The sequence below is a fragment of the Bacillus sp. JJ1533 genome (assembly GCF_036965045.1).
Taxonomy (GTDB): Bacteria; Bacillota; Bacilli; order Bacillales; family Bacillaceae_L; genus Ferdinandcohnia.
On record NZ_JBALOV010000040.1, the window covers coordinates 1 to 13456 of the forward strand.

11 protein-coding genes and 1 pseudogene are annotated in these 13456 nt (G+C 32.5%); 5 read left to right on the forward strand and 7 right to left on the reverse strand.

All coding sequences use genetic code 11. From position 1 onward, the window contains the following. Nucleotides 1-406 precede the first annotated feature (406 nt). Entirely contained in the window at nucleotides 407-547 is a 141-nt protein-coding gene (locus tag V7138_RS21420; protein WP_335401389.1) for a hypothetical protein, read from the reverse strand. Between the two features lie 188 nt (nucleotides 548-735). Then, a complete protein-coding gene (locus V7138_RS21425; protein ID WP_335401391.1) occupies nucleotides 736-1905 on the reverse strand; it encodes a hypothetical protein in 1170 nt (389 codons plus the stop codon). Between the two features lie 1496 nt (nucleotides 1906-3401). Between V7138_RS21425 and V7138_RS21430 the strand changes: the two genes are divergently transcribed. From V7138_RS21430 to V7138_RS21440, 3 genes and pseudogenes are all read left to right on the forward strand, one after another. Beyond that, a complete protein-coding gene (locus V7138_RS21430) occupies nucleotides 3402-4757 on the forward strand; it encodes an arsenic transporter (RefSeq protein WP_335401393.1) in 1356 nt (451 codons plus the stop codon). Nucleotides 4758-4783: 26 nt separating this feature from the next. After that, nucleotides 4784-5458, forward strand: coding sequence for a DUF2642 domain-containing protein (locus tag V7138_RS21435; RefSeq protein ID WP_335401395.1), 675 nt, complete (start codon nucleotides 4784-4786; stop codon nucleotides 5456-5458). Between the two features lie 337 nt (nucleotides 5459-5795). Further along, a pseudogene (locus V7138_RS21440) lies at nucleotides 5796-6197 on the forward strand (tyrosine-type recombinase/integrase); the annotation flags it as partial. Nucleotides 6198-6480: 283 nt separating this feature from the next. On the opposite strand, the gene V7138_RS21445 reads toward V7138_RS21440, so the two are convergent. The 4 genes from V7138_RS21445 to V7138_RS21460 form a co-directional block, all read right to left on the reverse strand. Next, entirely contained in the window at nucleotides 6481-6690 is a 210-nt protein-coding gene (locus V7138_RS21445) for a hypothetical protein (RefSeq protein WP_335401398.1), read from the reverse strand. Nucleotides 6691-6729: 39 nt separating this feature from the next. Further along, entirely contained in the window at nucleotides 6730-7299 is a 570-nt protein-coding gene (locus tag V7138_RS21450; RefSeq protein ID WP_335401401.1) for a serine/threonine protein kinase, read from the reverse strand. Nucleotides 7300-7671: 372 nt separating this feature from the next. Continuing rightward, nucleotides 7672-8076 carry a polysaccharide biosynthesis C-terminal domain-containing protein gene (locus V7138_RS21455; protein WP_335401404.1) on the reverse strand — a complete coding sequence of 135 codons (405 nt, stop codon included), beginning with the start codon at nucleotides 8074-8076 and terminating at the stop codon, nucleotides 7672-7674. A 322-nt stretch (nucleotides 8077-8398) separates the two neighbouring features. Continuing rightward, entirely contained in the window at nucleotides 8399-9352 is a 954-nt protein-coding gene (locus V7138_RS21460; protein WP_335401406.1) for an NAD-dependent epimerase/dehydratase family protein, read from the reverse strand. A 487-nt stretch (nucleotides 9353-9839) separates the two neighbouring features. Between V7138_RS21460 and V7138_RS21465 the strand changes: the two genes are divergently transcribed. Both V7138_RS21465 and V7138_RS21470 read left to right on the forward strand, forming a co-directional pair. Next, a complete protein-coding gene (locus tag V7138_RS21465; protein WP_335401408.1) occupies nucleotides 9840-11321 on the forward strand; it encodes a hypothetical protein in 1482 nt (493 codons plus the stop codon). A 21-nt stretch (nucleotides 11322-11342) separates the two neighbouring features. Further along, nucleotides 11343-12278 carry a hypothetical protein gene (locus tag V7138_RS21470; protein WP_335401411.1) on the forward strand — a complete coding sequence of 312 codons (936 nt, stop codon included), beginning with the start codon at nucleotides 11343-11345 and terminating at the stop codon, nucleotides 12276-12278. Between the two features lie 190 nt (nucleotides 12279-12468). Here V7138_RS21470 and V7138_RS21475 read toward each other — a convergent pair whose 3' ends face one another. Further along, nucleotides 12469-13440 carry a phosphotransferase gene (locus tag V7138_RS21475; protein WP_335401414.1) on the reverse strand — a complete coding sequence of 324 codons (972 nt, stop codon included), beginning with the start codon at nucleotides 13438-13440 and terminating at the stop codon, nucleotides 12469-12471. Between the last annotated feature and the right edge of the window lie 16 nt (nucleotides 13441-13456).

The window sequence follows — 13456 nt, forward strand, 5'->3', positions numbered from 1 at the left end:
CCTTTTGTCGACACTCTGAAATGATACCCCTTCTAAGGGGTATCATTTTTCTAGTTTTAATAAATAATTATTACATCATTCTGCCCATTCATGAACAATTATAATAATATTAATATTGAAAAAGCCTATATTTTACTTGGTTTTTTTCGCGTTTTATAAAATAACCTTATATTGAAACAAAATTTATATGAGCAAAATTTAATATAACCCCCTTTTTGTTTTGTAAATATAATTATTCCATTTTAAACACTACGTCAATAAGTGTTCCAGGGTAATTTCCGTAAGCATTCCTAGACCCATATTGTATGTCATTGTAATCAATCTAGGGAACACTCCGGGGGTCCCTCCCTCAATCTGAAATTACAAACAATAGCCTCAATCTATTTTAATAGACTCAGGCTAACTGTCAGTAGCGTTTAGCGATTTCCGGATCTATTCCGATTCCGTTTGTACCGGTTCTAATACCACAACCATCCGTTCCGTGTATGCCGGTTCCAGCCCCTGTTCCAATTGCCAGTACCTGTTTGACCTCTATTGATTTCATCACAAATTGGCCCACGAATGTGTATACGGTTACCGCTATTCATTAAGTTGCTTTGACAGTTGTTGCAACCCCCTATTAATAGAAATCCCTCTGTCCCTATCGACATTTCAAAATCCCAATGTTGCTAAGATTTTAATTTTATGTTATTAAAAAGGTATACGTGGAAAATCATCATTAATACCTCACTTTTTTTACCTTTTTTTACCTTTATCTTTCTCATTTTTACTCTTACTGTCTTTACCCTTCCCGCCTTTTTCCTTGCCGTCTTTGTTCTTGTCTTCTTTAGCCTTGTTTGCTTTACTCACGTCACCACTATCTTTTTTATCTTTATCCTTTTTATTTCTACTCTGGTTACCACTGACATTCTTACCTTTTCCCTTGTTAGCTTTGTTTTGATCATTAGTGTTATTGCTGTTTGACTTACTTTTGTTCTTGCCTCCTCTATCCTCGCTTGCTTTACTCATATCGCCACTATCTTTTTTATTTTTATTCTTGTTACCACTGACATTCTTACCTTTATCTTGGTTATCTTGATCTTGGTCATTGGTGTTATTGCTGTTTGCCTCACTTTTGTTCTTTGAATTATCTTGTTCTTCGTTATTCTGCAATTTAAAGCTGAAACTTTTCATATGGTTAAGTGGAATACGTATTACGTTATGTTTATCAACTAATACTAGAAAATTGTTATCATTATCAAACTGAGCTAACGCACCTTCTAGACTTTCTGGACCTTTTCTATTAATCTTTATCCAACCGTACTGTAAATTATTTAGAATACCAGTGAGGTTTTCGGCTTCAACTTCCTTAACTATAGTCATAAGTTGTTCAAGTTCATCCGTATTTTCCTCACCATATTCATCCATTTTTTGCTGTTCAGTTTCTTTTTTCTGGCTATTGTTTGTGCTATCTGATCCATCCTCATTGGTTTCCATTGTTAATTTAGTCACACTTTTTATATGATCGATTGCATAAAATATAAGACCATCCATTTTGTCATAAATAATTAAATAATCATTTTTTACTTCCACTAATTTTCCAGTTTTAGATTCAGGACCTCCTCGGTTAATGCGAACAACTTCGCCTACTAATGAAGTCATCAATTGATTGAAGTTCTCAAAGGTAATAGTATCATTTGTATTTGTATTTTCATTGGGATCCAAAACAGGATTAAACTTGGTTCGAGAATCTTCAATAATCCCCTTTATATGTTCCATTGTATAAAATATTGTTTCTCCATTTTCAGTCTGAATAACTATATAATCCTCTGTTATTGACAACAACTTTCCAACTGTAGATTCTGGCCCTCCCTTATTTACCTGAATGGCTCTGCCTAATAAATTTCTAACTGTATTTTTGTCCACTCTTATCCCCCTAACCCTTATTTTTTCACACTGGTGAATTTACTAATGGTACATTTATCTCCATGAGTGATTTGTACATGGATTATATATATGTATATTACAAAATATTAAGTTTGGTTTGGGCCATTATCCTATCTTTTTATGTTTTTGCTTTTATCCTATTATTTATATTTTAAGGTGACAGTTTTTGTACTCGTAAACCTTCATCTATAGAAGGCTGATTAAATCTCTTGAAACATTATTGATTATGGATGGGTAATTCATACACACATAGTGTCAATGATGAAAAATTTCTATGACTTAATGAAACTGATTAACACTGTGAAAATATATGTCTAGCTTATCGAAGCACCAAAAGAACACGACCTGCCCCTGTTGCTTTCCAGATAAAATCACAGTGCTTTTGAAATCCATTAGAGAATCACGATTTGCATCTGGTTTAGGTTCCAGAAAAAGGCTATAACTTGCACACCGGGAAGCAGATTCCTATAATATTAGAATTCTGGAAATCAGAGCAAATGCTTATTTCCGCTTGCCATTACTCAACCGTTGAAAAGATAAGAAGTGGATAAAAAGACCTCTATATTATAAAAATATATAGAGGTCATACATCGTTTAATTTGAGATACTGGCTTTGTTTATAGACTTAAATTTGAACAGAAAATATACCCACCATACTAATAAAAACAAATAACCTATAATTGCAAAAATAGCCAAGTTGCACCCTGTTGCAATTGACTAACTAAGTGTTCATATTCATCTATGTCTGGTGCTCTGCCTATGCTATTTATTATGCTAACTATCGGAATGCAAATACTATTGCTAAGATAGGCAATATGCTATTTTTATTCTTTTTTAGACTATATATTGCAGTTCCTAATGTTGTTAATAGAAACAAGTAATATATAAACTAAAACCAAATAGGAAGAGTTCCCCACATTTTTTCTGTTCTCCTTTTTGTATAATTTTTAAATTCTCTAATAATGTTATAACAAATTTTAACAGTTCGAGAACTCGAAAAAACTATTTCTAAAAACAACAATCTTTACGAAAACAACCTTATTATAAAAACAAAATTTATAGTTATTCAAAAACGTTTAGTGTCTGATGTTTTATAATTTGTATCGCTTCATGAGTCGATGAAGTAGAATGAATACCTATATATATCACCTAATGAGTTTAAAAACAATATATTCTTTGCCCTTAAATTTCTTCTCATTACACAAGATTTTTAATTTTAATGAGTTAGCCGGGGGTGATAAACGCATTTATGGTCAAATTTGTATCATCATGGTCATATGTAGATAGATTATAGTGGATTTAATGAAAACACTAGTAATAGTCCAGACGAGTCTTATATTAGTTACATATACATGTAGTACGATAAAACTATAAAGATAGATGCATGGGAGGGACAAACGTATATATTTACAAGAATAGGAGTGATTCCATTTGACAGCTAAATATAATTAAAAATAGAAAGATGAGGCAAAATTATGGAACCAATAGCTTGGATAACCATTTTGACTTTTTTAGGGACATTGTTTTTTATACTTTGGCGACCTAAAGGAATCAATGAAGCCATACCTGCAACAATAGGAGCCCTCATTATCGTTCTTTGTGGAAGTGTAAAATTATCTGACCTTAGAATCATCACAGATACTATTAGCGGAGCCGCTATAACAATCATAGCAACTATTGTAATGGCAATTGTCTTAGAAAGTTTCGGATTCTTTAACTGGGCTGCTGAAAAGCTTGCTGATAAAGCAAAAGGTTCTGGTATTCGATTATTTTGGTATGTCAACCTATTATGTTTTTTAATGACACTCTTTTTTAATAACGACGGAAGTATTTTAATAACAACGCCAATTCTAGTTATGTTATTAAACAATATGGGATTAAAAAATCATCAAAAAATCCCTTATTTGTTATCCGGTTCGTTAATAGCAACAGCATCCAGCGCTCCAATCGGTGTAAGTAATATTGTTAACTTAATTGCTTTAAAAATTGTCGGTATGGATTTGTACTTGCATACCGCTATGATGTTTGTCCCTGCAACACTCGGTTTATTGCTGATGACATGTTTATTATATCTCTACTTTAGGAAAGATTTGCCCAAAAAAGTTCCTACAAATGTTTCTGCCCTTGCACTCCCATCTTATCATCCACTTAAATCCAATATCATTAGTCATGAATCTGAGAAAGATCACTCCAAGTTTATGCTAAATATCCTATTATTTGTTTTTGCAGTACGCGCGAGCCTTTTTCTTGCATCGTACTTGAACATTCCAGTCTCAGTAATGGCTGTTATTGGTTCATTAATTCTTTTAATCTGGAGATGGACTTATCTAAAGGTACCTCCTAGTGACATGCTAAAAAAAACTCCATGGTACATTATCGTATTTGCTTTCAGCATGTATGTAATCATTTACGGTCTTAATAATATTGGTTTGACCGAATGGTTAATTCAATTTATGCAGCCAATGGTATCTGGTAATCTTTTATACACTAGTGTTCTAATGGGTACCCTGCTGACAGTGTTGTCTAATATTTTTAATAACCACCCCGCACTTATGGTAGGAACACTAACACTTACCCAAATGAATCTAGATCCATTATCATTAAAAGTTGCATATCTTGCTAACGTTATAGGAAGTGATATGGGATCATTATTACTACCAATGGGAACATTGGCTACACTGATGTGGATGCATATTGTGCGTGATGGTAAAGTGAAAATCACTTGGAAACAATATATAAAAGTTACCATTGTTATTATCCCAATTACGACATTATTTACCTTAATCATTCTATATTATTGGGTTTCTTGGTTCTTTACTGGGGCACTTTAATAATAGAAATAAAAGGAGAATATAGGATGGAAAGTTATTTTCAAGAATTAATAGGTAAAACTATTGAAATTGAAATTTCTGGAGGAAATTATCATAAAGGGATTCTTATTGATGCAGGCTTAGATATTATCGTTATCTATAATGGTAGAGAAAATACCTTCCTTTATATACCCTTCGTTCATGTTCAAAGATTGAAAGAATCCCTCCCTGATGAAAATTTCAATATGACGGAACCTCCAACAGTAAAACCCATTGAATCAGAATTAATATCCTTTCGAAAAATACTAATGACTGCAAAAGGACTATTTGTTCAGGTATATGTAACAGGAAATAAATCAATACACGGCTATTTAACAAGTATTATGAACGATTTTTTTGTTTTTCATTCCCCTATTTATAAAACGATGTATATTTCAATGAATCATGTAAAGTGGCTAATTCCTTTCCCACAAGATACGACTCCTTATACATTAACTGATGATAAATTACTCCTTTCTCGTCCTTCTGTTCCTTTAGCTCGATCTTTTAAAGATCAATTAAAGAAGTTTGAAAATAAACTAGTTATTCTAGATGGTGGGGATAATCCCGAAAAAATTGGATTACTACAAGAGGTTAATAGTCAAAAAGTAACTTTAATAACTGCTGAAGGGGAAACATTGTTTCGAAATTTAGAACATATTAAAACAATACAATTACCATAGTTAGGTTCGAATTTTTTAAGCTTTTTCTTTAAATGAAAGGACATATTGAAATTGTTATTACAAAAAAACAACCCATTTTTGTAACAGTTAACTAGAATGATAGTCCAACTTCTCATAATAAATGACCTTGCCTTATATGGCGAGGTCTTTTTTTCTTTTAAAACGGTGCACTTTCAATCTATATGTGTTATTTCGGTTTTGTTCAAGCCTACATCATCTGGTTTACTATCTCATTACTTTTTTTCTTTTCTTGGATTTGCTTTATCAATTGTTCGACTTCCTCAAGTCCAGAGCTTGGATTTTTGGGTACCGCTGATTCAGACAGGTTAGAAATGTATCTTTTACCACACTTGCCTATATTGGTCTACGCATTGGGGAATTACTCGCTCTTAAATTGACTTATTTTGATGAAGATAAAGGGTCATTACGTGTTCCTAAGACTTTATACAATCCAAATAACAATATAAAAAAGTACGAATTTCTTCCACCCAAAAAATCAGGCTCTATTCGAACCATTCGATTTGACGAGAGACTCGTAAAAATGCTAAAGCGACATGCGATTAAACAAAAAGAAATTAAATTACAAAAAGGTTATTTATATATAGATAACCAGTTTATCTTTGCACGAGATGATTGCCACCCACAATTAAGAAAAGTAATTGAAACAAGACTAAAACGTTTATTAAAAAAGGCAGATATTGATAATATTCATTCAGGCATACGCATACGTCTTTATTGATTGAAGTTGGTGTAGGAGTAGGAGAAACAGCAGCGTTTAGGACATACAGACATAAATACAACCATGAATATTTATGCTCATATGACTGCTAATATGGAAGAAATGGCCTCCCTGCAGTTTAGTAAACTGATGAAAGACCTTCTCTAAATATAATGGTTTTTGTGAAAAAGGTGAGCATTTTTTGCTTACTATGAGCAAATGTATGAGCATTTTTTTTATACTTAATTCAAAACCCTACGAAATCAAGGGTTGTAGGTGTTCATTACATCATGCCGCCCATTCATTAAATAATAAAATAAAAGAAATAGACTTCTGGAGAATTATTCGTTCCCATTTCACCTCGGAATTCTTTATTAAGGATGGATTGTTTTAATTCAATTATTTCTTTTTCTAATTCAATTAATGAAAAAGCCTCATCATTTCTTACAATTATCTTGTTTAAAATTTTCAGGATAATGATTTGCTCTTCTAGCGGTGGAATAGAAATTACCAATGCTTCCACTCTAGACCTAATATAGGAGTTACTTTTTTTCTATAAATCTTTCCAATCTATAAACGATTCCGGATCCATTTTTTTTAAGTTTTCCAAAAACAATGGTAATATACCTAAAACTTTAAAACCATTAAACAATAGCTTTGGTCTTGGCTGAATCGTTCTATATGAGTTGTAATGGTCTATTACTTTTAATTGTTTTTGCTTAGTTACGATAATGTGACGCATATCCGCGTCCAATCTAGTAAACTTTAAACGCTTCATTTCATTTAGCACGAATAGAATTTCCTTTATAATATTTTCAGAAAGAACCCCTCCAGACTGTAAATACTGATATAAAGTTGGACCTTCAATATATTCCATAATAATATAGTTTGGCCCTACTTCATAAAGCCTTGGGATAATGGAAGACTTCTGTGCGACTTTTAATACTTCCCCCTCTTTACGAGCTCTTTTTGGTTTTCCATAAATTTTAACACATTTATCTGAAGAAAATCTAAAAACGGCTCCTTGTGCCCCCTTGCCGATTAGCGGATACGACGTTGGATTATTTTTTACCTCTACTTCATTTTTCCCTTGAACTACACAAATAGATTTAAAATCCTCCACTAATTCATCAACTCCTTTAACTACTTTATCTATATTATGTTTCTGTTTTGAGTTTGGACTAGACTGGAACCATGATAAAAGAGCCTTTCGAAAATGAAAAGGCTCTTACTCACTGTTAATTTTTCCTCACAAGTAGTAAACAACATTCCACATAGTCTGAGTACGGATCTCACAGATAATAATGATATAGTAGTGTTTACCTAATTAACGATTCACCCTAAATAAAAAATATATCTCACGGAAATAAAAATCAAATTCTTTAACAATCACGCGCGACCATTGAAGAATTTGATATACGGTAAAGTATTAACAAGCAGAATGGTTAGCTATTTTTTATTCAAGTAGACTAATATTTATTTCATTTACATATAGTTAAAGAATTTCCTCAATATATGTGTCAGTATCAGATTCACTATACTCTTTTGATGACACAGCAAGAATAATCAATGGATCAATGTATTCGTTGTTAAAAGCGTGTACCATATAGGGAGGTATCTTTAGTACAACGTTGTCATCGGCAGACATATAAAACTCCTCACGTACCCCTTGAGACAAATCCTTCAATGCCACCTTTGCTTTACCACTGATAACCGTGAAATACTCAAAGGTGTTTTTATGATAATGATTTCCTCTAACACTATTTTGGTTTGAGTAAAGCAAATAAACTTCCCCAACTTCACTACTATCTGGCAGCTGACTTTTCTTGATTATTTTTTTTAACATACCTCTTTTATCTTGATACGGATCAATGTTGATAAATTCACCTAATCTCCCCATAAAAATCACTTCTTTCTGAAAAAATTTGTAGGAGCAAAGCTATCCCTACCAATATATCCCACACAAGCTTCTTTAAGTGATTTTATTCGGCAATCTGCGACCATCTAGTACAATAGATCTTTCCATCTACTAACTATATATTGATAAACCAAGCTATAATGGTTCTTCATCATGACATGCTCAAACTCGTGGCCCAGTACAAGATACATTGCCGTTATATTTCTTCTATTGTGAAATTGTTTTTTGGTCGGGTCCTCATAAATTTCACTTGTGGAGAAAGATAAAAAACTTTTAGCATTTTTATTTCCCTTGAAGGTCCATTTTATATATATTTTTCTTTGTTTCTTGAATACCACTGTATTGTTCTATCCAGCCCTTCATCAAAACCAATTTTAGGCGTCCAACCTAATATTTTTTGTATTTTACTTATATCAGGGTGGGGCTTCCAGACTTCTCCTGACCTGTAGGGGACAGCTCCATAATTAGGCTTCTTAACAGTTTCCATTTTTTCGAAAACTTTATCAACGTAGTATTTTAAAGGATGGATTATTCCAGTACCTATATTAAATATCTCGTTTTTTACCGCATCAGTTTGAGCAGCTAAAATAAAACCATCGATGAGATTGTCTATATAAATATAATCTCTGTATTGCTCACAACCTGTTAAATTAACATCAGTATTATTTAGAATTGATAATATAATATGGGGGAAAAACTTATGATTCCCTTCATTTTCTCCAAAAACCCCATAAGCCCTTAAAGTAACAATTTCAATATTGTTCTCCCCAGCAATTTGGTGTGCCAAAATTGTACTAGCAGCTTTAGTACTTCCATAAATATTGAATGGTTCTAAATGAGCAGTTTCCTTAATAATTTCTTTTTTATCCCCATACTCCATACACGTACCGATATTTAAGAATTTTTTACATCCTACAGAAATTAAAGAATTTAGCACATTCATTGTGCCTATTATATTAGTATTAGCAGCAATAAAATAATCTTTTTGTCTTGAATCAACACCGTAAGCCGCCATATTAAAAACATAATCAGGCTTTATTTTTCTGATATAGACATCAATTTTTTCAGAGTCCCTTAAATCAGCTCTATGGATTTTAATGTCTTTTAAAAGACTCTCAATCCGCCATAAATCAGATCCTTCTCTTACGATAATATTTACTTCAGCATTTTCCTCAACCATCCTTCTAACCAGGTGGGATCCTATAAAACCGCTAGCTCCGGTAATTAACACTCTTTTATTGGTAAAAGCACCTGTCACAGTACACATCTCCACTTCCTTACAATTTAGCCCATGGCCTCTATTAGCCCATTGTTCATTGAATATTTGTAAATTTATCATTGTTTCAATACATTGCCAAAATCCCACATGCTAATAAACTGTCAATTGATTTTTCCGCAATAGTTTTCTTGATGGTTTGTTTTATAAGATTAGTTGATCAATAATCGATGTGTTTTCATATTGTCAATTAATACTATGTGTATAAGGGCTAAATGCTAATGAAATTTCCAAAAATGGGCCCCATTAATACTTATTATTGTACATGTGTTTGGTCGTAACATTTTTTCTTCAACAACATATTCTAAATTAGTTAGCTGATACAAAGGTGAAGGTCTAGTTAAAAACAGAGCGTTTTAAGAAGCAATCTTTATTCCTTGATGCATTAATAAACAGTAGATGCATTTAGGAAAAATATTACTTGTTTTAAATAAGTACTATACTTACGTTATTAAGGGGTGTTAAGGTTTTGACACACTACTATTGTTCTACCTATAGCAAGGATTATATTTATAAGGGACTGATCTTATATAATTCACTACAAAAATATGATAAGGACTTTCATTTCTTTATTATATGTGCTCAGGATGAAGTAAAATACTTATTGGAAAAAATGCAACTGAGTAACGTAACACTGATAAGTATGAAAGATGTAGAAAATGAAGATTTGGAATTGGCAAATATAAAAAATACACGCAATGATAAAGAATATATTTGGACGAGTAAAGGATCGATATTGTTATACCTATTAAATCACTTTTCTGAGCTCGACCATATTATATGGTTGGACGGTGATACAGCCTTTCTTTCGGATCCCCAACCCATATTTGATGAGTGGGGCAATTACTCAGTATTTCTAACAGAGGAGCAATATAAAGGAGAATATGAATGGTTAAGTAAGATATATGGAGTTTACAATACTGGTTTTATGGGATTTAAAAGAGATCAAAATGCGCTTCGATGCCTTCAATGGTTTAGAGAAAAATTGATTGACTGGTGCTTTGATAAACCGGAAGAAGGCAGATGGAGCGACCAGATGTACGTAAATGATTGGCTAACTAGGTTTGATAATGTTGGTATTGCAGCGAACCTTGGAATTAACGCCAACCTGTATATTTCAACTCAAAATAAGGTTACCAAAGAAGATGATAATCTATATATCAATGGAGATAAACTGATCTTATTCCATTACTATGGATTTAAATATTTTAATGGAAATGAGTTTGATTTATGTGCGCATGGCCATTTCCCCACGAATCAGATAATACAATGGATATTTGTTCCTTATATCAAAGCGTGTAATGAGGTCATGGATATCATTTCTAATATTGATAAGGATTTTTATTATAAACATACTCCAAGCGGTAGGCTCATTAAAAATTATTTCAATCTGGCGAGCAATATAGATGGATACGAAGACAAATATAATTTCTGTATAATCGTCAGTGAGAAAGATTTATCTGAAGGCTTGGAATTTTACAATTCTCTAAGAATGAATGCAAACCAATTTTGCCTCTGGATATGCTGCTTGGATGATACCACCTATAATACACTGGCCAATATGGAATTAGAAAATGTAGTTCTAATAGATATTAAGAATATTGAGGATCAGGAACTTTTAAATGTCAAGAATACCCTGAATGCATCTGAATACTGTAGAACTTTAAAAGCACCATTGATAATTTACATTTTAAAGAACAATTATAATATCCGTTATATGATATATGTTGATTCGAACGCACGTTTCAATTCTAAAGTGACAAATGCATTCAGTAAGTGGAAGGAAAATCCTGTTTTTATTTGGAAGAACGAAATAGATCAGGATACCCATCAAGAGTATGGAGTCAATTTGAGAAGCTTAATAGGATTCAAACGTGAGAAAGACGCATTCAATTTCCTTTGGATGTGGAGAGAAAAAAGTATCAAAAGGTGTAATGATAAGTTCAAATAAGTAGGAGGATTGAATACAAGTATGGAATTCTATCATTTTTGCACTATTATTGGAAAAGAGTACTTATTAAAGGGTCTAGCTCTACACGACTCCTTAGAAAAGCACACAAAGAATTTTCACCTCTGGATATTGTGCTTGGATAAGATTTCTCTACAATTCCTCAAAAAGATGAATTTAAAGAATGTAACCCTTATTCCTTTAGAGAGTATCGAAAATGAGCAGCTTCTTTCCGTAAAAAAGTCTCGAACTTCACATGAGTATAGTTTTACTTTAAAATCCCCCCTTGTACTATATCTCCTGAACAAATATAATTTTATTAACTCTATAATGTATATTGACGGGGATTTATATTTCTACTCAGATCCAAAACCGATTCTTAATCAATGGGGAGATGGTTCCATTTTTATATGCGAACAGAGACTTGCTAAAAATATTGAGGATTCAGGCACATACCAGGCAGGGTTAATTGGCTTTAAGAGAGATCCAAATGCTTTTCAATGCCTTGAATGGTGGAGAACGAAGTGTTTGGAATGGTGTTTTCATTGGCATGAAGAGGGCCTGTGGACAGATCAAAAGTATTTGAATAAATGGCCAGAGCTGTTTTCAGGTGTTATAATATCAAACAACCCAGGAATTAATATAGGACCATGGAATGAAGGAAATTATGAAAGTACCCCTGATTTTAACGTTAGTAACAGTGAGGTATATATCAATAATCATAAACTGGTTGTTTATCATTTTAGTGGTTTTGTTATAAAAAACGAGCGCGAGTTTGACTTATGTTATTATTCTCGGGTGAACGAAGAAACTATAAATCATGTTTACATTCCCTATATAAAAGCAATTCAAAAAGCTATCGAGAGGGTTAAATCCATTGATAATACTTTCACCTATGGATTTGTCGAAAAGTTAAGCAGACAAAAAGCTATACATTACTATAAATACAGTAATAACTAAATAAATAGAATTAAGTAAACCCACCCCTTATATATTAACTTATATAAGGGGTTTACTTTAATCAACAATTTTTTATCTTTAGATTCTGATAAACAATGGATGTTGATATTTTAGACACCAAAATAGACCACCATTTTGATGGTCTTATTAAAATAAAACACCCATTAACAGGATGGAAAAAAACAAAAATTTAAAGTAAGAACTCTTTTCCCTCCTGACTAAGAAAAAATTCAATTAAAGGCTCATTGACTTTTAATTGTTTATCTATACGTGAAACGAACTCTATAATAAAGAATAACCCTACTTTTGCAATTACTAATGGTAAGATATTCTTTTCTTCAGGTGTCAACCCTTCATATCCTTCTATAAACATTTTTGAATATGTTTGACTCTTGTTATTGGGTGATTGCTTATAAATCCAATATATGCAATAGGCTACATCATATATTCGTTTTCCTGGACGAACAAGATCAAAATCCAGAATGCAACTAACAGATCCATCCTCACTATAAATAAGGTTCCAAGGATGCCAGTCATCATGAATAATGGTTTCTAGTAAATTATTTTTATCTGCCTTTTTCCAAAGCTCGATGATAGTAGAGTATAGGGATTTTATTTTAGATAATGAGGATTTGGATATAGATTCTTTTTTTTGATACAAACGATTTAATCTTTTTTTGAGGTTCTCTTCTGTGGGGCAGTTAGATTCACCTGGTAATGGCCCCTGTTTGTATGAGTTTAAAGTTGTATGGAACTTATTGAGCATCCGTGCATTTGACTTAATTTGTTCAGGATCAAATTTAAATCTTGAACCCTCTATATAAGGATACACTTGGATCATTCTATTATGAATAAAGGAGTAATAATCCCCGGATTCATTTTTAATTGCATTCACAACAGGTACAGAGGCACCCTTCAGACATATTAGGATATCCTCGATAAAATTTATTCGCCCCTTTGGAACAGTTTGAGTTAAATATCGCAACACATATTTTCCTTTTTCTGTTTCAACTAAAATCGGTACATTGGTCCCATATGCAAGAACACCATGGATTCGCGTAATTTCCCCTATACGATGGTGTCTGCATACCCACTGAATCTCTTCCATTGAAATGACATTACCACGGTAATCCCTTATTATATTTGATTGTTCGCTGCACACAATATCCCCTCCTACT